Here is a 20,429-nt window from a genome sequence, read left to right on the forward strand (position 1 = left end):
GCTCCACGGGCGATGCCAGGGGCGTCTGGTCCTAGCCGGGGGTGAGCGGGTCGCTGGCGAACAGGGCGGCGGCCCGGACGGGCGGCCGGGGCCCGCGTGCGCGACGCGGGCCCCGTAAGCCTCAGGCCGGGACCAGCACGGCCTCGCGCAGCAGCCGCCGGGCCAGGACCAGCCGGTCCGGGTCGTCGTCCAGGCCGGGCAGATCGCCCACCCTTCGCACGGCGCCGGCCAGCGCAAACCGCAGAGCATCGGCACAGTACGCCGGGAAGCGCAGCGTGCGCCTGGTCAGCCGCAGCACCACATGCTCCGCGCCGTCCTCGACCAGTTGCCAGCGCAGGCCGTGCCGCACCGAGACCCGGTCATCGACGGTCACCTGCTCGGCGAACGCGAGCTGGGCCAGGGGCTTGACGGGCTCCGGACGCTGAGCCGGCCAGGCGCGGTTTCGCAGCCGGGAGGCCACCTCCTGCGGGTCGGCCTGCAGCAGCCAGTCGCGCAGCGCCGCCACGGTTTCGCTCAGCTCGGGGGCCACCTGATCCGGATCGGCGACATCCATCCCGTACGGCAAAGTCGCCCGCAACCGCTGGTCCCCCGCAGCCAGGCTGAGCAGCTCCTCGACCAGCGCATAGCGGGTCAGCGCCCGCACCCCGAAGGTGAGGTGCAGCGACCGCTCCCCCTGCGCCTGAGCCGAGTGCAGCCAGCCGCGCGGCAGGTAGAGGGCGTCTCCGGGGGCCAGCACGACGTCCAGCGCCGCCGGGCCCTCGGCCGTGGCCCCTACCTCGTCGGCGCGCCCGCCCCAGGCCTGGCGTTCCAGCGGCTCGCTCAGCACCGGTTCGTGGATGCGCCAGCGTTTGGTGCCTTCGACCTGCAGCACGAACACGTCGTGGGTGTCGTAGTGGGTGGCGAAACCCTTGTTGCCCGCCGGGGTCAGGTACGCGTTGACCTGCAACGGCTGGCGCAGCTCCTCGCCGAGGCGGCGGGCGTAGTCGATCAGCGGCGGCCAGATCCGGTGCAGACCCTGCAGCACCAGGGTGGCGCCCTCGGCGTACAGCTTCATGACCTTGTCGTCGAGGACCTGGTCGGAGACCTCCGCGCCGGCGCCGCCGCTGCCGGTGAAGGCCGACGCGGACAACACCGTGCCCTGGTTGGCCACCCGCAGGAACGGGGTGCGCAGGCCGCGTTCACTGAGCAGGTCGTCGACCGCCTCGCTCGACAACAGGTCGCGGAAGCCATCCGGTCCGGCGAGTTCGTCGGCGCGGGTGAGCAGCGGCTGCCTCCCCCAGTACGCCTCGGCGAACTTCGCCGGGTCGGCCGCGACCGCTCGCGACAGCGCGGAACGGGCCGGAGCCGGACGGCGCTGAGCACCGTCCGGCTGAGGGTTCGTCATGGCCGGGCCGGTCTCAGGACGCGGAGCCGTCGGCACCGCCGTCGTGGCCACCGGGGTTGGCGCCACCATCGGCCGGGCCCTCGCCCGCGGAGCCGTCAGCGCCACCGTCGTGGCCACCGGGGTTGGCGCCACCATCGGCCGGGCCCTCACCTGCGGAGCCGTCGGCACCGCCGTCGTGACCACCCGGGTTCGCGCCACCGTCGGCCGGGCCCTCGCCCGCGGAGCCGTCAGCGCCACCGTCGTGGCCGTTCGGGTTCGCGCCACCGTCGGCCACGCCCTCGCCCGAGGTGCTGCTGCCGCCGGTGATGTCGTCGTCGCTCAGTCGCATGATCATCTCTCCTTCGTCGGTGGTCTGCCTTCCTACCCGTTTCGATCACCGCTAATCGGGAAGACCGCACCCGTGCTGGTGATGGGCACCTCAGGCTGGCAGTACAAGGACTGGCGCGGCGACGGCCGGCTGTATCCCGCGAAGCTGCCACAACGGCTCTGGCTGGAGAAGTTCGCCGAGTCGTTCGCCACCGTTGAGGTCAACAACGCGTTCTACCGGTTACCGGAGCGCACCACGTTCGAGAACTGGCGCAGCCGTACCCCGGCCGGGTTTTGCTTCGCGGTCAAGATGAGCCGGTACCTGACCCACGTCAAGCGGCTGAAGGAGCCGGCCGAGCCGGTGGGCCGCTTCCTCGAACGGGCGACAGCGCTGGGTGACAAGCTCGGCCCGGTGCTGCTGCAGTTGCCGCCGACGCTGAAGGTGGACGTGGACGCCCTCGACGAGACGTTGTCGCTGTTCCCGCGCGAGATCAAGGTGGCTGTCGAGCCGCGGCACGACAGCTGGTGGACCAATGCCGTCCGCGACGTGCTGACCAGCCACAACGCAGCGCTGTCGTGGGCCGACCGCAAGGGTCACCCGGTGACGCCGCTGTGGCGCACGGCGGACTTCGGCTATCTGCGGCTGCACGAGGGCCGGGCGCACCCCTGGCCGCACTACGGGCGGACGGCGCTGGGGACCTGGCTGGATCGGCTTGTGGACGTACCGGCTCATGTGTATTTCAACAATGATCCAGGCGGCGCGGCAGTAACCGACGCGACCACCATGGCCGCGCTGGCTCGCCGTCGCGGTCTCGATGTCACCCCCACCCCGTAGGGTGGTCGGAGTGCTGAACGTCGAGTTGAACGGGCGTGCGCCCGACGTGGCCGAGCTGCACCGGCTGGTCTCGGTGAACTACGGCCACTTCACCAGCCTGCAGGTGCGTGACGGCCGGGCCCGCGGGCTTGCCCTGCACCTGGCCCGGCTGGCGGACGGCGCCGAGGAACTGTCCGGCCACCGCGTCGGCGTCGCCGAAGAACACCGCCTGCTCACGCTGATCCGGCACGCGCTGGGCCCGGTGCGCGACGCCTCCGTACGGGTGACCCTGGTGCCCGGCCCGCAGCCCGACTCGCCGCCGGACGTGCTGGTGTCGATTTCGGACCCCGAGCCGCGGCACCCCGGGCCGCCGCTGCGCCTCCAGAGCGTTCGCTACGCCCGTGACCTTCCCGAGCACAAGCATCGCGGCACGTTCATGCTCAACTACCACCGCCGCGAGGCCCGGCTGGCCGGCTTCGACGACCGGGTCTTCGTCACCGCTGACGGCAGTGTCAGCGAGGGTACGGCCTGGAACGTGGCGCTGTGGGACGGCGAGCAGGTGGTGTGGCCGGCCGCCCCGATGCTGCGCGGCGTGACCATGGTGCTGCTGCAGATCGCCATGTCGATGAACGGCACGCCGTGGACGCTGCGCCCGGTCGACGCGAGCGAGCTGACCACGTTCGCCGGCGCCGCGACGGTCAACTCGACAGGCATCAGCGACGTCGCCAGCATCGACGAGGTGCCGCTGGTGGATCACCGGCTCGCCAAGATCCTTGCCGAGACCTGGAACGAGGTCCCCTGGGACGAGTTGTAGAGGCTGCCCCTGTCTATCCGCCGATGGCTGCGATCGCGGCGGGCACGTTGACATAGTCGCGCAGATGCACGATCAGGCCGTCGCGCACGCTGAGCACCATGATGTGCGGCAGCACGAAGACACCGGTGACCGGGCTGGTGCCGGCGGCTTCCTACTCGACGACGATCGTGCCCGGGTCGGCGGTGTCGTGCACGGCCCGCTCCCGGTAGCGCTCGTAGGTGAGCTGGTTGGCACGCCAGCCTTTGGCGATCCAGGTCATGATCGCGTCGCGGCCCACCAGGCGGGACGGCACACCGGCCGGGGTGAACGGGAATTCCAGGACCGCGCCGGTGGCGTACAAGGCGCCCATGCCGTCGACGGACTGCTCGATCGAGGCGCGGCGGAAGCGCTCCAGCACCTCCCGCGGACCTGCGATGCGGGCGGTGCGGGCGGCGCTGACCTTGCGGTGGCTGATCCGCCAGCCCTCGGGCCGGCGGGTGACGACGTCGTCATAGGTGACGCTCCCCGCCGTCCCATCGCGGTTGATCGCGAGCCCCTTGGATTGCACCCGGGCCTCGCCGTCGCCGGTGGGCACGATGACGATATTGGTGACGTGATGCGCGAGGGGGCCGGCCGGTCGGCCAGCCGTGTGCAGTGCGGCGATCCCGTGGATGGTGCCGCGGCCGAAATCCTCCAGGTCGTAGATCACGTCCGGGGTGAACAACCGGTCGGCGCCCTGCGGATCGGCGGCGTCGGTGAGGTGGCCGTGCAGGTTGATCAGATCGGTGATGGCGTCGCGGTCCGGGTCCGGCAGCGTCATGGGACACCCCTTAAGCTGAAGCATGGTCCGGTTATCCGGACGGTAACGGACTGTGTCCCCGGTTAGCAAGGGTGAGGTGGTTGAGCTGCGCGCGGATGCCCGCCGGAACTATGAGCGGCTGGTCGAGCAGGCCCGCCTGGCGTTCGCCGAGTCCGGGGTGGATGCCTCGCTGGATGACATCGCGCGGCGCGCCGGGGTCGCCAGCGGAACGCTGTACCGGCATTTCCCCACCCGGCTCGACCTGGTCGAGGCGGTGCTGGCCGGGCAGATCGCCGAGCTGGCCGGGCTGGGCCGCGGGCTGCTCACCGCCGACGACGAGTTCGAGGCGCTGGCCACCTGGCTGCGAGCCACCCTGCAGCACGCGCTGACCTACCGCGGGCTGGCCGCGACGGTGCTCAACTCGGCGCTGAATCGTAGCAGCGGGCTGGCCGCGACGTTGCATGCCGAACTGCTGGACGTGGGCGCCGCCCTGCTCGAACGCGCGCGCAAGGCCGGTGTGGTGAATATCGGGGTGCGCACGGATGACGTTTTCAAAATGGTGAGCGCGATCGCGTGGACCACTCAGCAGGACCCTGCTCCGGCCGACCGTTTGCTGACGTTACTAGTCAACGGGCTACGCACTTAACCGAGCAAGTCGATGAGCGTTTGCGCATTGCGCTGGGCGTTGTCGGAGTAACAGTTGTTCAGAAAGACCTGCGTGCGTTGGGTCTGCCCGGCCAGCTCCCGCAGTTTCGGCACCCATGACGCCAATTCCTGCTTCGAGTAGTCGTAGCCGAACTTTTCCTGGATGTTCTTACTGGTCCACTTCTCGCTGTGGCCGTGGAAGCGCACGACCGACAGCTCCGCGGTGGCTTCCACGATTGGCGGGACCGACGATTTGTGGCCCTGCGGCATGTCCACGCAGACCAACGGCAGTTCGTTGTCGCGCAGGAAGGCCAGCGTCTCGGCGGCGTTCTCGCCCTCGAACCACGAGGCGTTGCGGAACTCGAACACCGGGCGCAGCGGCCGGCACCGGGCCACGACCTCGCGCAGGTAGTCCTTGTGGGATCGGCGGATCCCCCACCACGGCGGGAACTGGAACAGCAGCGCGCCGAGCTTGCCCGCTGCGACCAGGGGATCAAGAGCGGACAGAAACCTGGTCCAGATGTCCTCGTACGTCTGCGGCTCAAGATCGTCGGGGTAGATGTTCTTCTTGTCCGTGCCGGGGCGCAGGTCCTTGTAGATCGCCGAGACCTTGGTCGGGTGCCCGGTCAGCAGACTGAACGCCTTGATGTTGAAGGTGAACCCGGCCGGGGTGCGCTCGGCCCACAGCCGCGCGGTCTGCTCGGCCGGCGGGCCGTAGTAGGACGAGTCCACCTCGACCACCGGGAACTGCTTGGCATAGTAGGCGAGCCGCTTCTGCGGATTGTCGGCCGACTCCGGATACCAGCCCGAGGCGATCAGCGTCTTGTCCGTCCACGACGCCGTGCCGACCTGGATCTCACCCATATGTGTGCTCCGATACCAACGGTCCGCCGCCCGTCAGCGTGCGACGGACGGCGGACCGGAAACGCTGGGTCAGCCCGCGCGACGTTCGCGGTTGGTCTTGCAGTGCACGCACGTCGTGGCCGACGGGAACACCTCGAGCCGCTCCACCGGGATGGGGTTCGAGCACCCCTCACAGTTGCCGTAGGTCCCGTCGTCCAGACGCTGCAGGGCAACCTCGGCCTGCGTACGCCGGTCGAGCAGGGTACGCAGCAGCGATGACGCCGCGTCGCGTTCGGCGGTCTTCGATCCACTGTCCGCCTGGTCGTCACCGGCAGCGTCGCCGATCTCGACCAGCCGCAGCCGCTGGTTCTCCGCGACAGCCTCCTCGTATTCGAGGTTCAGGTCGTTGAACCGGGTCTGCAGCAGCGCCCGGAGCTGCTCGACATCCTCGATCGAGCGACTCCTGGCGGTGTCGGCACCTTTACCCGTGATGACCGCGCTGTTGACGAGCATGTGTGCTCCCCCTGCCTTCCCTCTGCCCCTGCCGGTGGCACATCCCCCGCGCCAGCCCCTCGTGTACCACCGTGGAGCCGCGAGATACCCGCCGGCGAAGATCCCAAACGGGATCCCCGCAAAAAAGTAACCGCAGCATAACTGTCAGTGCTCGTTACCGCCACGGACTGGACGAAAAGGCCGCCAAGTCCCAGGTCAAAGGCGTTGATTCACTCATCCCCCGGGCCGGTCGGGCTCGACCAGGGCGGGGCGGCGGGGGTCGTCGAGGCGCACCACGACGTCGGCGAACGCGGCCGGGTCGACTTCGTCGTGGTAGCGCTGCAGCGCGGGTAGCGTCCACTGCTCATCCGGCGCGGTGCGCCGCTGCAGCGCGGCACTCGACAGGTGCAGGTGGACGGTCAGCTCGAAGGGCAGCCCCGCGCCGAGCAGCAACGGGCCATCCATGATCACCACGGCATGGCGTGGCAGCTCGCGGTAGGGCTCGCGGGCCGCCCGGTCGGCGGCGGCGTCCCACAGCCGCGTCACGATGCGCCCGCTGCCGCCGGGCGCGGCCGGGTCGAGCACCTCGCGGCGCAGCCCGGCCTCGTCCAGCCAGCCCTGGTAGTACGAGTCGGGGTTGGTCCGGCCGAACTCCAGCCGCAACGAGGCCGGGCGCAGGAAGTCCGCTGCCGACACCCGGGTCGCCGGGCGCCCCAGCGACCGCAGCGGGTCCACCAGGGCGTCAGCGAGCGCACCGGGGTCACCCGCGGCCGGTCCGTCGACCGCGATCCGCACGCGGCCCTGCGGCCACTGCGCGACCACGCGCTCGGCCAGCTCCCCGGCCAAATTGATGATCGAAACCGGACGCACGCGCACCGGCAAACCCTAGCCCTGCGGGTCCACCACGATCAGGGCGTCGTCGGCGAGGCGGTAGCCCACCCCGTAGACGGTGGTGATCAGCGGCACGTCGTTCATCTTGACCCGCAGGCGGCGCACGTGGACATCGACCGTGCGCTCGCCGGTGTGCTCGTAGCCCCAGACGGCGGTGAGCAGCTGGGTGCGGCTGAACACCCGGCGCGGGTGGTCGGCGAGGAACTGCAGCAGGTCGAACTCCAGCCGGGTCAGCGGCATCAACTCACCGGCCACCAGCACCTGGCGCGAGGCCAGCAGCAGGCGCACCTCGACCCCGGGACGACTGAGCACGGCCGGCAGCTCGGCGGCCAGCGGCTCCTCGACCTCCACCGACCCGTCACCGGCCTCAACGAGCTCACAGACCGCCTCGAGCAGGCGCCGGGCCTGCGGCGGCAGCGACTCCCCGGTGAGGGGGATGTTGAACGTCACGGTCAGCGCCGCGGGCGGCTTGATCGTGGCGACGACGGAACCGGTGGTCACTTGATGTCGTCCGTGACGTCCCGCCAGCGCCGTGACCGGCATGTCTGCTCCCCTTCGAAAGAAATGGAAACGCGGCCACCGTAAACGCGGCTGCCATTTAATCTCGTTAACCGCGATCGATATTTCCGGGGGCGCATCACAACGGTCAAGGCGGCATCCACATAGTGGGAAGACCGTTCCATGAACCGTTTTTTGCCTCCGCAAGAAATGCGATTACCGTCACGTCGCCAATCGGAGGTCACCCGTTTGCGCGGACCCGGAATTGTTACCGTTCGCCGGGGGCGGCAACCGCCATCCGGGCACCGAGGGCCAGCGCACCGTCAGCACCACGGTCTCCTCGGCACCGGCCTGCCAGGAATGGTCGTGACCGGGCCCCCAGACCACGTAGTCACCCGGTTCGCGCAACAACACGGTGCGATCGCGCAACTCGATGTCGAAGCAGCCGCGGATCAGCACCAGCAGCGCCGTACGGGTCTCGTGGGTGGCCCAGGCCGCCCGGCGCTCCCCCGGCGGGTGCACTCCCCATTTCACCTCGACCTCGTCGCTGTGCAGCAGATCGCCCCGCGGCATGAAATGGCCGAGCAGCCAGCCCTGGTTGCGCACACCGTCCGCACCGGCCCGGCCGGCGTAGACCCCGTCGGTCACGTGCTGAACCCCCCCATCCGTGAATGTGGCGCGCAGATTAGCACCGTAGGCTGAGGCGCATGGCCGAGGAATGGGATGCTGAAACCCTGGCGTTCGCGCACCGCATGTTCGACCTGGCCCGCACCGGCGGCGCCGAGGAGCTGGCCGGCCAGCTCACCCACGGGCTGCCCGCCAACCTCACCAACGACAAGGGCGACACGCTGCTGATCCTCGCGGCGTACCACAACCACCCACCCACGGTCGCGGCGCTGCTGGCCCACGGCGCCGACCCGGCCCGGGTCAACGACCGCGGCCAGAGCGCCCTGGCCGCCGCGGTGTTCCGCAAGAACGCCGAGACGGTCAAGCTACTGCTCGGCGCCGGCGCCAAGCCCTCGGACGGCAGCCCGAATGCCACCGAGACCGCGGCCTTCTTCGACCTGCCCGAGATGGCAGCGCTGCTGCGCGGCGAATGAGCCTGCCGGTGGACATGACCCGCGCGGCCGCAGCCCTGCTGGCGGCCCACCCGGCGGCGCGGGCCGAGCTGGACGACCGCAACCGCCGCTGGATCAACTACACCCCGGTTCCCGACCGGCCCGGCGCCGGCTTCGACGAGCTGAGCCCGCCGGCCCGCAAGGCCGCGCACCGGCTGCTCGCCACGGCGCTGAGCGAGGGTGCGTTCGCCCAGGCGATGGCGGTGATCGCCCTGGAGGAGGTGCTCGACCGGCGCGAGGGCGGCCGGCGAGGCCGGCACAGCCAGGACTACCGGGTGATCGTGTTCGGCACGCCCGGCGACGACGCGTGGGCGTGGCGCTTCGAAGGCCACCATCTGTCGGTGAGCATGACGATCGCGCAGGGTCAGGTGTCCCCCGCGCCGGTGTTCCTCGGGGCCAACCCGGCGCGCGTGGACGTGCTCGGGCGTGCGGTGCTGCGGCCGCTGGGCGTGGAAGAGGATCTCGGGCACGAGCTGCTGCGCTCGTTGTCCCCGAGAGCGCGGGAAGCGGCGGTGGTGGCCGGCGTGGCGCCGTACGACATCAGGACCTCAACCCAGCCGCGCAGCCGCCTGATCACGCCCGCCGGGGTTGCCCGCAGCCGGCTGCGGCTGCACGAGCGCTCGCTACTGGACCAACTGCTCACCGTGTATCTGAGCCGGCTGCCCGACGAGCTGGCAGCGGCGCTCGACCCGGCCGGCGGCGAGGTCCACTTCGCCTGGGAGGGGCCGCCGCAGCTGGGCACCGCGCACTACTACCGGCTGCAAGCCGACGACCTGGTGATCGAATTCGACCAGACCACGGCGGACGGCAACCACGCCCACTCCGTGCTGCGCCGCCCGCGCGGCGAGTTCGGCGAGGACATCCTCGCCGACCACCATCGATCTTCCTAGGTTCTCTTTCGTAGGGGTGGCCGGAGCCAGGCGGCGGCTGGGCCCGCCGCAGCCCGGCCATCCCCTGCGAACAGAACCTAGCTGGGGCTGGAGGTCAGGCGGCGGCCCACGGCGGCGATCAGCCGGTCCAGCTCGGAGCCGAACGGGTTGTCGTGCACCAGGTACGTCCACGTGGCACTCGGGCGCACGATGTCCGCGCGGTCCGGCTGCCAGCCGTCGCTCAGGTCGACCTCTTCGAACGTCTCGATGGTGCGGCGCTCGATCTCGGTGAACACCTTCTGGAAGGCCGGCACGGCCGCGCGGTGGAATTCGTCGAGCGGGTCGAGCTTGCCCAGCGCCCGCAGGTGCACGCCCTCGCGGACCTCGGACAGCTCGGCCAGGTGATCGACCCAGAGCCGGTCGAGGTGGTGCAGCGCGATCGAGCGGGCCGCCTCGCTGAGCACGTCCTCGTCGGTCTCCTTGGCCTTCTCCGGCGAGCGTTCGAGCAGCATGATCGCGGCCACCTCGGAGGTGAGCAGGCGTTCGCGGCGCTCGGCCAGGGCGATGCGCTGCTGCTCGATGACCACGCTGTAGCGCCAGGTGTTGCGGTGGATCTCGTGGTTGACGCCCTCGGCGACGCGCTGGGCGTGCTCGACGGCGTACTCGACCTGGTCGTCGTGCACCACGCCGTCCATGTCCATCCGCGGCGAGGACGGCAGGATGTCCCCGGCGTGCCGGGTGACCAGGTCGTCCTCCAGGCTGACGAAGAACACCGAGCCGCCGGGGTCGCCCTGGCGCCCGGCGCGACCGCGCAGCTGGTCGTCGACGCGGCGGCTGTCGTGCCGGCCGCTGCCGATGACGTACAACCCGCCGAGCTCGACAACCTTGTCGCGGTCCTTCTCGTCGCTGCCACCGAGGCGGATGTCGACGCCGCGCCCGGCCATCTGGGTGGAGACGGTGACCGCGCCGAGCGCGCCTGCCTCGGCGATGATGGCGGCTTCTTCGTCGTCGTTCTTGGCGTTGAGCACGTTGCTCGGCACGCCGGCCGCGGCGAGCTGCTTGGCCAGCAGCTCGGAGGCCTTGACGTCGAGGGTGCCGATGAGCACCGGGCGGCCCTTGTCGTGGGCGATCTTGATTTCCTCGACCAGCGCCTCGTCGCGCATGTCGTGCGCGGAGTAGATGCGGTCGGGCTCGTCCTCGCGGATGTTCGGCGCGTTCGAGGGGATGACCGCGACCTCGAGCTTGAAGTACTCGCGCAGCTGCTCACCGACGTGCACCGCGGTCGCGGTCATGCCGCAGACCGTCTTGTACAGCGCGATGTAGGCCTGCACGGTGATCGTGTCGAGAACCTCGCCCTCGGCGGTGGTGTGCAGGCCCTCCTTGGCTTCCACGGCGGCCTGCAGCCCGTCGGGCCAGCGGCGGCGCTGGGCGACCCGGCCGCGCATCTCGTCGATCAGCTCCACCGTGCCGTCGCGCACGATGTAGTCGACGTCGCGGCGCAGCAGGGCCTCGGCGTGCAGGGCCACGTTGACCGCGGACAGCTGCGCAACGTTCTCGTCGGCGTACAGGTCGAGGTCCATCTTCTCCTCGAGGGCCTTGAGACCCTCGTCGGTGAAGGCGACGCTGCGCCCGTCCTCGGCGACCTCGTAGTGCTTGCCGGCGCGCAGCTCGCGGACCAGGTCGGCGGTGTTGTGCACCGGGTCGCTCTCGCCGGTGACGCTGCCGGCCAGCACCATGGGCACGCGGGCCTCGTCGATGAGGATCGAGTCGGCCTCGTCGACGATGCAGGTGGCCAGCTCGCGCTGCACCCGGTCCTCGACGTCGGTGACGAGCTGGTCGCGCAGGTAGTCGAAGCCGCCCTCGCTGACCGAGACGTAGGTGACGTCGGCGGCGTAGGCCTCGCGGCGCTGCTCGGGGGTGGACGCCTCGGTGACCCAGCCGACGCTCAGGCCGAGCAGCGTGTACACCGGCTCCATCCAGGTGGCGTCGCGGCGGGCCAGGTAGTCGTTGACGGTCAGCACGTGCACCGGGCCGTTGCCGAGCCGGACGTGGCCGTATGCCGCCACGGTCGCGGTCAGCGTCTTGCCCTCACCGGTGGCCATCTCGGCGACCTTGCCGGACAGCAGCGCCATCGCACCGAGCAGCTGCACGTCGTACGGCCGCTGCTCCAAAGCCCGCCGGGCGGCCTCGCGCCCGAGCGCGCAGATCTCCTCGAACGTCGTCGCCTCACCGGCAGCGGCCGTCAGCGCCGCGTCGTCCAGCTCCTGCAGCGCGTCCTCGCGCGCCTCGATCGCCGGCAGCTTCTTCTCCAGCGGAGCGAGATCGACCGTCGTGCCCGGTCGCTGCAGGAACTTGCGGAACCGGCTCTTCAGCCGCTGAGACACACCCATGGCGCTGTACGGTACTTCACTTTCCTTGGAGAAGTGGACTAGGACACCAGGAGCTGGTGGGTGGCGAGCTCCCGATAGAGCGGGCTGGTGTCCAGGAGCTGCTGGTGGGTGCCGGTGGCGGCGACCTGACCGGCTTCGAGAACGACGATCAGATCGCTGTCGACCACGGTGGAGAGCCGGTGCGCGACCACAATCACCGTGCGCCTGAGCGAGGCGGTGGCGATCGCGTCGCGCAGGGCTGCCTCGTTGCGGGCGTCAAGGTTGCTGGTGGGCTCGTCGAGCAACAGGATCGGGGTGCCGGCGAGCAGCGTGCGCGCGATGGCCAGCCGCTGGCGTTCACCGCCGGACAGCAGCACACCGCCCTCGCCGACCTGCACGTCCAGCCCGTCGGCGGTGCGGGTGGCCAGCGCGCCCAGGTTCACTTCCTCCAGCGCGTCCAGCAGCGTGGCGTCGTCGGCGTCGGGCGCGGTGAGCAGCAGGTTGTCGCGCAGCGTGCCGGCCAGCACGGGCGCCTCCTGCTCGACGTAGCCCAGCCGCCGGCGCAGCGCGTCGCGCGGAAGGTCCCGCACGTCGGCCCCGCCGACCCGGATCGCCCCGGCGGTGACGTCGTAGAAGCGCTCGATCAGCGCGAGCGTGGTGGACTTGCCGGCCCCCGAGGGCCCGACCAGGGCGACCCGGGATCCGCTGGGCACGGTGAACGTCACGCCGCGCAACACCGGCTCCCCGGTGGGGTAGGCGAACGTCACGGCGTCGAAGACCACGGCGCTGTCGCAGATCTGAGCACCGGCCACGTCGGCTGCCGACTCGGCGGGCAGAGCGAGGATTTCCTGGATCCGCTGCAGCGCGCCGAGCCCGGTCTGCAGCCGGGTGTAGGCGTTCAGCGCCTGCCCCAGCGGCATGATGAGGAAGAACAGAAACAGGATGAAGGCCACCAGGTCGCCGACGCCGATCGCCCCGGCCGCCACCCGCGCTCCGCCCACGCCCAGGACCAGCAGGAACGCGCCCTGGGTGGCGGTCACCGCGGCCGGACCGACCACGGCTTCGAGCCGGGCCACGCGCATACCCGCCTCGTACGCCTGCGTCGCGCTCGACCGCCGAGGTCATCTCGCCCAGCCGCGTCTGAGCCTGCCGCGACAGCGCCCGCACCCGCCGCGAGACAGTGATCGCCACGCCCATGCCCACCGCCAGCCCGGCCACCGCCACGGCGAGCAGCAGAGGGTCCAGCAGCGCCATCGCCACCGTCGCACCGATCACCATGACCACGCCCGAGGCCATCTCGAACAGCCCCGAGGTCACCACCGCGCGCAGCAAAGTGGTGTCGGCTCCGACGCGGGAAAGCAGGTCACCGGTGCGCCGCGCGTCATATTCGACGATCGGCAGGTGCAGCAGATGACGCGCGAGCCGGTGCCGGGTGTTCAGCACGAGCCCTTCCGCGGTGCGCTGCAGCAGGTAGTCGCGCACCCCGCCCAGCGCCGCGCCGGTCAGCAGCAGCGCGACGAGCAACGCCACCGCCGCTGCGGCCGAGCGATGAGCCGGGATCGCATCCAGGACCGTGCGCACGAGCACCGGCTGCACAAGCGCGGCACCGGCCCCCAGAACCGACAGCACCGCGACAACAATCAGCGTGCCGCGGTGCCCCCGCAGATAAGGCAGAAGATCCCTCACTCCGTGCAGCGTAATCAGCGCCTCCGCAGTACCCCCGAAATGCGAGATCACATACCTCCCGATCATTGCCGGGTACGACCACAGCACCGCCACCGCCGCCGCTGCGCCGGACGCCACCGGCGGGCCGGGTTTGCCCGTGCGGCCGGGCGGGCAAGAGGGACAGGCGGCGCGGCAGGTACGCAGCGCCGTTACGGGGAGAAGGGAGGCTGATGACGAGCCAGCTCGTCTGCCGGCCGGAGCGCAGCCTCCCGGTGGGGATCCTGCGGGTCAGCGGCGTCCTGGACGAGTTCACCGGCGCAGCCTTGTCGCAGGCCGTCACGCGCAGCCTCTGCACCCAGCCCGAATCTCTGCTCATCGACGTTTCCGAGCTCACCATCGGCGACCCGGGCGCCCTGCACTTCCTCGGCGAAGTGGTGTGCCACACCTGCGAATGGCCCGCTGTGCCGGTGGTGCTGTGCTCGCCTGGCAAGGCCACCGCCGAGGTTCTGGCTCAGTGGCACCGGTGCCCGCCGGCCGTCAGCGTGGCGGCCAGTTGCGAGAAGGCGCTCGCCGAGATCTGCGAGGAGCCCGAACCGCACCGCATCCGGGTGCGCCTCCGGCCCATTCCCGACGCCTGCCGCCAGGTCCGGCTCCTGGTCACCCAGGCGTGCACCGCGTGGCAGCGCCGTGAGGTGGCCTCGACCGCCGCCCTGGTGGCCACCGAGCTGGTGGCCAACGTGGTCCGCCACGCGCACACCACGATGGAGTTCACCCTCGGGTTGCGCAACGGGCTGGTCTGCCTCACGGTGCGTGACGGAAGCCGGCTGCTACCCCGGCCCAAGGACCCGACGATGGCGCAGGCGGGTGGGCGCGGACTTCACCTCGTACGAGAATTGACGGACGCCTGGGGTGTTCTTCCGGTCTCCGACGGTAAAGTCGTGTGGACTCACCTAGAGGCTGGAGCTGTGTGACTTCTCGCCATCGCGACATCGTTGCTGTCGGCGCCTCGGCCGGCGGCGTCGAAGCGTTGCGAGCAATGGTTGCCGGTCTGCCCGCCGACTATCCCGGCACCGTGCTGGTGGTGCTGCACGTGCCCCGCAATGCACCCAGCGCCCTGCCGGCCATCCTGAGTCGCAGCGGCCCGCTGCCCGCGACCGCCGCCGTCGACGGTGAACCGATCCGCCCGGGGCACATCCATGTCGCGCCCAACGACCAGCATCTGCTGTTCATCGACGGGCGCATCCGGCTGACCCGGGGGCCTGCGGAGAACGGGCACCGACCCGCCGTCGACCCGCTGTTCCGCTCGGTCGCCCGCACGGCTCAGCAGCGCGCCATCGGTGTGGTGCTCTCCGGCAGCCGTGATGACGGCGCGGCCGGCATGCTCAGCATCGCCGCCCGCGGCGGGACGACGGTAGTGCAGGAGCCCGACGACGCGCTGTACCCCTGGATGCCGCGCGCCGCGATGGCTCAGACCTCGATCGACCACATCCTGCCCGCCGCCAAAATCGGTGGGCTGCTAGCCGAAATCACCGCCATGGACCTGCCTGCGCATCCCGCTCCCAACCCCGCCGATTCCCTGCTGGACGCCGAGGTCAGCATCTCTGAACTCGGCCCGCTGACCAGCGACCAGCTCAATGTGCCGCCGGCCGGCTTCGGCTGCCCGAGCTGCGGCGGCAGCCTGTTCGAGATCCAGGAGGACCCGGTCCCCCGCTACCGGTGCCGGGTCGGGCATGCCTGGTCGCCCGAGAGCCTGCTGGACGAGCAGGCCATCGCGCTGGAAGGTGCGTTGTGGATCGCGCTGCGCGCACTGGAGGAGAAATCGGAGCTGAGCCGGCGCATGGCCGGCTCCCGGCCGGGGCTGGGCTCGGCTCGTACCCGCTTCGACCAACTCGCCCGCGAGACCGATGCCGCCGGCGAAACGATCCGCCACCTGATCAGCCATCTCGGTTCCTCTGCGGGATTGCCTCCCGCGACGTCGGCATGACCTCTGTCCCGACGTGCGGTAACGTCTGCGCGTGCATCCCATCGATCCCGAATTCGAGGCGCTGCTCCTCTATCTGAAGGAGTCCCGCGGCTTCGACTTCACCGGCTACAAGCGGTCGAGCCTCATGCGCCGGGTCAACCGCCGGATGAGCCAAGTCGACGCGCAGAGCTATCCGGACTACCTGGACTTTCTTCAGGTCCACCCGGACGAGTTCACCGCGCTGTTCAACACCATCTTGATCAACGTCACCGCGTTCTTCCGCGACACCGACGCGTGGGAATTCGTCAGCAAGGAAGTGCTGCCGGATCTGCTGGCCGGCAAGCCGGAGGACGCGCCGATCCGGGTGTGGTGCGCCGGGTGCGCCTCCGGTGAGGAGGCCTACACCCTGGCCATGGCGCTGGCCGAGGCGATGGGCATCGAGGCGTTCCGCGAACGGGTGAAAATCTACGCCACCGACGTGGACGAGGAGCAGCTCGCCGAGGCGCGTCAGGCGGCGTACGGCGAACGCGAGATGCAGTCCGTGCCGCCCGAGCTGATCGCCAAGTATTTCGAGCCGGCGGGCAACCGCTTCGTCTTCCGCAAGGACCTGCGCCGCTGCGTGATCTTCGGCCGCAACGACCTGGTGCAGGACGCCCCGATCTCGCGGATCGACATGCTGACCTGCCGCAACACGTTGATGTACTTCAACGCCGAGACGCAGGCCAAGATCCTCGCGCGGTTCCACTTCGCGCTGTCCGAGGGCGGCATGCTGTTCTTGGGCAAGGCCGAGATGCTGCTCAGCCACGGCACCCTGTTCACGCCGCTGGACCTCAAGCGCCGGGTGTTCCGCCGGGCGCCCCGGGCGATGCCGCTGGCCGGTGCGGTGTTCACCGAGCCCGCCCCGATCGCAAACAGCTCGGTGCTGGGCCTCGACGAGCTGCGCAACGAGGCGTTCGCGGCCAGCCCGGTGGCCCAGCTCGGGCTCACCTCCGACGGCCTGGTCGCGCTCACCAACCGCCGGCTCGACAAGCTGTTCAGAGTTTCCTCGCGTGACATCGGGCGCCCGTTCCGTGATCTGGAACTCTCCTACCGCCCGGTGGAGCTGCGCCGCTACATCGAGCAGGCCCAGATCGAGCGGCGCACCCTGCGCGTCACCGACGTCGACTTCCACCGCGACGGCGAGCTGGTCAACCTCGAAGTGCAGGTCACGCCGCTGACCGGGCTGGACGGCAGCCTGCTCGGGGTCAACCTGATCTTCCACGACGTGACCGCGGCCAAGCGCCTGCAGGACGACCTGGAGCTGGCCAACCAGCAGCTCGAGGCCGCGTACGAGGAACTGCAGTCCACCAACGAGGAACTCGAGACCACCAACGAGGAACTGCAGTCCACGGTCGAGGAACTCGAGACCACCAACGAGGAACTGCAGTCCACCAACGAGGAACTCGAGACGATGAATGAGGAGCTGCAGTCCACCAACGATGAGCTGCAGAACATCAACGACCAGCTACGGGTGAGCACGGCGCGGCTGGACGAGGCGAACGCCTTCCTTGAGACGGTGCTCACCAGCCTGCGCGCCGGCGTCGCAGTGGTCGATCAGGACCTTCGCGTGCGAATGTGGAACAAGCGGGCCGAGGACCTGTGGGGCCTGCGCTCGCACGAGGTGGTCGGCCAGCACCTGCTCAACCTCGACGTGGGCCTGCCGTTTGAGCAGCTGCGGCCGCTGCTGCGCAACGCGGTCAGCGAACGCGGCGAGAACGGCGAGGTCACCGTCGACGCGATCAACCGGCGCGGCCGTTCGATCGTGGTGCGGGTCGCGTGCGCCCCGCTGCACTCCACCGACCAGGAGCCCGAGCCGGAGGGGGCCATCGTGGTGATGGAGGCGGATGACGTCTGACGGTTTAATGGCGAAGTCGCGGGGTAATCCGCCGCGACGGTAAGGCAGAAGGAGAAGGCAGTGACCCTCGAGTCCTTGGTCCAGGACGACGACGGCCGGTTACTCGTCCAGGTCCGCGGGAATCTGAGCATGCAGGAGGTCAGTGGCCTGCATGTGCGCCTCATGAAGTGCCTCGCCGAGCAACCCGAAGCCCTGTTGATCGACATCTCGGGCATGCGGGTGCTCGATCCGCTCGCCCTGGCGGTGTTTCCCGCGGTGGTCCGTCAGGCCGCACAGTGGCCGGGCATCTCGGTGTTGTTGTGCGGGTCCAGCGATGACACCCGGCACGTGCTGCAGGCGGCGGCGTACCGAAGGGTCCCGGTTCTCAAGAACGTCGAGCAGGCCCGCGAGCGGGTGGCCGACGAGCGGGAGTCGCTGCCCACCCTCACCGACGAGTTGCTGCCGCTCAGCGGGGCCGCTCGCCAGGCCCGCAACGTGGCCACCGACGCGTGCTTGCGCTGGGACCTGCCCGACCTGGTCGCGCCGGCCAGCCTCATCGCCAGCGAACTGGTCAGCAACGTGGTCGACCACGCCCACACGATGATGAACCTGCGCCTCACCCTGACCCGGCGCTACCTGCAGATCTCGGTCCGAGACGGCTCGGCCGAGGAGCCCCTGCTGTCACGCAACGAGTCCCCCGACGCCACCGGCGGACGCGGGCTGATGCTGGTCGACGCCACCGCCCACGCCTGGGGCTGGCTCCCCTGCTCCGGCGGCAAAGTCACCTGGGCCTCGCTGCGGGTTTAACGCCCGTTGCGCTCCAGCGGTTCCTTGAGCCCGGAAACGGCCAGGATCCGCGTCACATACGGCTGAGTGCCGGACAACACGAACTCGGCCCCCGCCACCGCGGCCGCCGTCGCGATTTCGACCAGGACTGAGACCCCGGCCGCATCCACCAGCGGCACCCCGGCCAGATCAACGATCAGTCGTCCCTGCCCCACATTCTCAAGGGCATGCCGCAACGACGACCGCAACCGCTCAGCGGTGTCCCGGTCAACTTCACCCTTCACCCGTACGACCACAACGCCCCCGGTCTCGTCGACCGTGATCCGCATGCCGTGCGCGTCCGAGGTAGCGCCTTCCCAGCGCGGCAGGGCGTCGCTCAGCATCGCCTCGCGCAGCCAGGCAAGCGAGCGGGACAGCAGCCGGGAGACGTGCATCTGCGAGATGCCCAGCTCGATGGCGATCTCCGCTTGGGTGCGGTTGCCGTAGAACCGCATGGCGAGCATCCGCCGCTCCCGCTCGGGCAGCCGGAGCAGCAGGCCGGCCACGGTGACCCGGTCGTCGATCAGTTCGAGGTCGGCATCCTCGCCGCCGAGCAGGTCGCCGAACTCGGCAGCGCCGTCCCCGCCCACCGGGGCGTTGAGGGAGGAGGGGGCGTACCCGGCGCTGGACTCGATGGCCTCGCGCACGGCTGATTCGTCGATGCGCAGGTGAGCGGCGAGTTCCGCGGACGTGGGCGCGCGGAACAGCTCGGTGGTCAGCACAACGGTCGCGTGCCCGACCTCGAGGCTCAGGTCTTGAATACGTCGGGGAACGTGCACCCCCCAGGTCCGGTCCCGGAAGTGCCGCTTGATCTCGCCGGAGATCGTGATGACCGCGTACGCCGTGAAGGAACCCCGCTCCGGGTCGTAGCGGTCAACCGCCTTGACCAGCCCGAGCCGGGCTACCTGTTCGAGGTCCTCGGTGTTCTCACCTCGCCCGCGATACCGGCGCGCCATCCGCCCGGCGAACGGGAGGCATATCCGGACCATGCCGTCACGCAGGGCAGCCCGCTGAACATCGGTGGCGCCGGCAACAGCCGCGGCATACTCGACAGCCGCCGCGTCCAGATCCTCCAGCACACCGGTCTGCGCATCTTCCTGCGACGGCATAAAACTCCCTCTGTCAGCGCGGCCCTGCCCACCAACCGCGAACGGACCGCAGCACCACCAGCCTGCCAGGCCCAACGACGCAGCACACCCGAACAGAACGCCCCCGTCGACCGACGCTAATGCCCACGCGGCCCAAACTCGAAACACTCCAATTTTCGAGGTGGGCATTTGGGTGACTTCGCCGGCCGCTCTGGTTCGGTTACGGACGGCGAGGCAATCCGCTCGGAGTTTCATCGTCACCCTGGTCGACCGGAGGCCACGCCGCCGGCGGTCCGTCTTGCTGCCCGTCCGGCGCACCGCCGCGAGCAGGAAGCCCGGACGGCTCAGCCGTTGATCCGCTCACACCTGACGCAGGTCGACTGAGCTGTCCCGGCTGCGGCACCTCCAACGGCGGCCGCCCAGTCCCCTGGTCCCCGAACGGCTTGTTCGACTGCCCCATCTGCGGCGGCTCCAGCGGCGGGCGAAGTGATCCCGCTGGGTTGCTGAGGCGTGCTTGGTCGCCTGAGTGAGGGGACTGACCGGCGGAGGGCTGGGAGCCTTCGGGAGAGCCGGACGGGCCGGCGAGGCGGAAGGCGTCGCCGAGTGGCGCGGCGGGTGGTTGCGCTGCAGCTTGCGTGAACGGAGATCCACCACCTTGCCCAGCCTGTGGCCCACCCGCCTGAGCGAATGGCGAGCCTTGCGGACCAGTGACTTCTCCCGACGGCGACGTGCTCGGGGCGGGCTTGAAACCGCTGGCCGAAGCGAACTGCGGCTCGCTCAACGGACCGGACTGCAGCCCCTTGTCGTTCGGCCGGCTCCCCGGAAGGCCACTTGGCTGGGGTTGGGCGCCGCGAGCCGCTCCCCCATGGGAGTTGGCCGGCTCCGATCCGCCACCTTGAGCCCCGGCGCCTTGCACACCACTCGGCTGCGGGTCTGCTTCTTGCGAGCCGGTGCCCTGTTCCGTACCGGAAGGTGAACTGAATCCGGCACCTTGCTGCAAGCCTGCCCCTGGACCGGCGCCCTGGGACGACGCCGGGGCGGGTTTCGTGGTGGCTGGGTGGGGTGCTGTGGACGTACCTGGAACCACGTCCTGGTCCTCCAGGATCGGAAGATCTTCGGAGGCCGGGCCGGTGGGATGCAGGGGCTGGTCCGTGGTTTCCGCCGGGCGGGCGGGGCGGGCCGATGGGGTGAAGC

The 20,429-nt window shown here is 70.1% G+C and carries 20 protein-coding genes and 1 pseudogene; 9 read left to right on the forward strand and 12 right to left on the reverse strand.

The genetic code is table 11. The features are described from left to right. Nucleotides 1-121: 121 nt before the first annotated feature. Nucleotides 122-1,384, reverse strand: coding sequence for a cupin domain-containing protein (locus TFC3_RS18815; protein WP_067501524.1), 1,263 nt, complete (start codon nt 1,382-1,384; stop codon nt 122-124). 13 nt (nt 1,385-1,397) lie between these two features. Further along, on the reverse strand, nt 1,398-1,712 hold the full coding sequence (locus TFC3_RS18820; protein WP_067507038.1) for a BatC protein: 315 nt from the start codon (nt 1,710-1,712) through the stop codon (nt 1,398-1,400). An 81-nt stretch (nt 1,713-1,793) separates the two neighbouring features. On the opposite strand from TFC3_RS18820, the gene TFC3_RS18825 reads away from it, so the two are divergent. After that, a complete protein-coding gene (locus TFC3_RS18825; protein ID WP_067507044.1) occupies nt 1,794-2,525 on the forward strand; it encodes a DUF72 domain-containing protein in 732 nt (243 codons plus the stop codon). A gap of 10 nt (nt 2,526-2,535) precedes the next feature. Then, nucleotides 2,536-3,318 (forward strand): aminotransferase class IV, encoded by a 783-nt coding sequence (locus TFC3_RS18830; RefSeq protein ID WP_161952630.1) that lies wholly within the window; start codon nt 2,536-2,538, stop codon nt 3,316-3,318. 151 nt (nt 3,319-3,469) lie between these two features. On the opposite strand, the gene TFC3_RS38780 is transcribed toward TFC3_RS18830, so the two are convergent. Beyond that, nucleotides 3,470-4,117: a nuclear transport factor 2 family protein gene (locus tag TFC3_RS38780; protein WP_067501526.1), complete on the reverse strand. Its 648-nt coding sequence runs from the start codon at nt 4,115-4,117 to the stop codon at nt 3,470-3,472. Nucleotides 4,118-4,193: 76 nt separating this feature from the next. Between TFC3_RS38780 and TFC3_RS18840 the strand changes: the two genes are divergently transcribed. Continuing rightward, complete coding sequence (locus tag TFC3_RS18840) at nt 4,194-4,742, forward strand: TetR/AcrR family transcriptional regulator (protein ID WP_082772156.1); 549 nt, start codon at nt 4,194-4,196, stop codon at nt 4,740-4,742. Here TFC3_RS18840 and TFC3_RS18845 read toward each other — a convergent pair. The 5 genes from TFC3_RS18845 to TFC3_RS18865 all read right to left on the reverse strand — a co-directional run bounded on the left by TFC3_RS18845 (nt 4,739) and on the right by TFC3_RS18865 (nt 8,113). Then, nucleotides 4,739-5,605: a DUF72 domain-containing protein gene (locus TFC3_RS18845; RefSeq protein ID WP_067501529.1), complete on the reverse strand. Its 867-nt coding sequence runs from the start codon at nt 5,603-5,605 to the stop codon at nt 4,739-4,741. The two genes, TFC3_RS18840 and TFC3_RS18845, sit on opposite strands and share 4 nt — an antisense overlap. 69 nt (nt 5,606-5,674) lie before the next feature. Next, complete coding sequence (locus tag TFC3_RS18850; RefSeq protein ID WP_067501532.1) at nt 5,675-6,097, reverse strand: TraR/DksA C4-type zinc finger protein; 423 nt, start codon at nt 6,095-6,097, stop codon at nt 5,675-5,677. Between the two features lie 213 nt (nt 6,098-6,310). Next, on the reverse strand, nt 6,311-6,952 hold the full coding sequence (locus TFC3_RS18855; protein ID WP_067501535.1) for a uridine kinase: 642 nt from the start codon (nt 6,950-6,952) through the stop codon (nt 6,311-6,313). 9 nt (nt 6,953-6,961) lie between these two features. Further along, on the reverse strand, nt 6,962-7,417 hold the full coding sequence (locus TFC3_RS18860) for a winged helix-turn-helix domain-containing protein (protein WP_369819683.1): 456 nt from the start codon (nt 7,415-7,417) through the stop codon (nt 6,962-6,964). 270 nt (nt 7,418-7,687) lie between these two features. Continuing rightward, nucleotides 7,688-8,113 carry a signal peptidase I gene (locus TFC3_RS18865; protein ID WP_067501541.1) on the reverse strand — a complete coding sequence of 142 codons (426 nt, stop codon included), beginning with the start codon at nt 8,111-8,113 and terminating at the stop codon, nt 7,688-7,690. A gap of 59 nt (nt 8,114-8,172) precedes the next feature. Here TFC3_RS18865 and TFC3_RS18870 point away from each other — a divergent pair, with 59 nt between their 5' ends. After that, nucleotides 8,173-8,565 (forward strand): ankyrin repeat domain-containing protein, encoded by a 393-nt coding sequence (locus tag TFC3_RS18870; protein ID WP_067501544.1) that lies wholly within the window; start codon nt 8,173-8,175, stop codon nt 8,563-8,565. A 14-nt stretch (nt 8,566-8,579) separates the two neighbouring features. Further along, nucleotides 8,580-9,473, forward strand: a complete 894-nt coding sequence (locus TFC3_RS18875; protein WP_236718418.1) for a DUF3500 domain-containing protein — start codon at nt 8,580-8,582, stop codon at nt 9,471-9,473. Between the two features lie 77 nt (nt 9,474-9,550). Here the strand turns inward: TFC3_RS18875 and secA2 are convergent, their stop codons facing one another. The 3 genes and pseudogenes from secA2 to TFC3_RS39430 form a co-directional block, all read right to left on the reverse strand. Next, entirely contained in the window at nt 9,551-11,842 is a 2,292-nt protein-coding gene (secA2, locus tag TFC3_RS18880; protein WP_067501550.1) for an accessory Sec system translocase SecA2, read from the reverse strand. Between the two features lie 38 nt (nt 11,843-11,880). Next, nucleotides 11,881-12,903: an ABC transporter ATP-binding protein gene (locus TFC3_RS39425; protein WP_236718198.1), complete on the reverse strand. Its 1,023-nt coding sequence runs from the start codon at nt 12,901-12,903 to the stop codon at nt 11,881-11,883. A gap of 85 nt (nt 12,904-12,988) precedes the next feature. Then, nucleotides 12,989-13,573, reverse strand: a pseudogene (locus TFC3_RS39430) (ABC transporter transmembrane domain-containing protein); the annotation flags it as partial. A 143-nt stretch (nt 13,574-13,716) separates the two neighbouring features. Between TFC3_RS39430 and TFC3_RS18890 the strand changes: the two are divergent. The 4 genes from TFC3_RS18890 to TFC3_RS18905 are packed head-to-tail and all read left to right on the forward strand — an operon-like array spanning nt 13,717 to nt 18,129. Further along, complete coding sequence (locus TFC3_RS18890) at nt 13,717-14,457, forward strand: ATP-binding protein (protein ID WP_067501553.1); 741 nt, start codon at nt 13,717-13,719, stop codon at nt 14,455-14,457. Further along, nucleotides 14,454-15,470 carry a chemotaxis protein CheB gene (locus tag TFC3_RS18895; protein WP_067501556.1) on the forward strand — a complete coding sequence of 339 codons (1,017 nt, stop codon included), beginning with the start codon at nt 14,454-14,456 and terminating at the stop codon, nt 15,468-15,470. Before TFC3_RS18890 ends, TFC3_RS18895 begins: the two co-directional genes overlap by 4 nt. A gap of 31 nt (nt 15,471-15,501) precedes the next feature. Beyond that, complete coding sequence (locus tag TFC3_RS18900) at nt 15,502-17,343, forward strand: CheR family methyltransferase (protein WP_153040294.1); 1,842 nt, start codon at nt 15,502-15,504, stop codon at nt 17,341-17,343. A gap of 60 nt (nt 17,344-17,403) precedes the next feature. Further along, entirely contained in the window at nt 17,404-18,129 is a 726-nt protein-coding gene (locus tag TFC3_RS18905; RefSeq protein ID WP_067501562.1) for an ATP-binding protein, read from the forward strand. Here TFC3_RS18905 and TFC3_RS18910 read toward each other — a convergent pair. Further along, nucleotides 18,126-19,256: a SigB/SigF/SigG family RNA polymerase sigma factor gene (locus tag TFC3_RS18910; RefSeq protein ID WP_067501565.1), complete on the reverse strand. Its 1,131-nt coding sequence runs from the start codon at nt 19,254-19,256 to the stop codon at nt 18,126-18,128. The genes TFC3_RS18905 and TFC3_RS18910 overlap by 4 nt on opposite strands. Between the last annotated feature and the right edge of the window lie 1,173 nt (nt 19,257-20,429).

Source organism: Actinoplanes sp. TFC3, from assembly GCF_001553785.1.
Classification (GTDB): domain Bacteria; phylum Actinomycetota; class Actinomycetes; order Mycobacteriales; family Micromonosporaceae; genus Actinoplanes.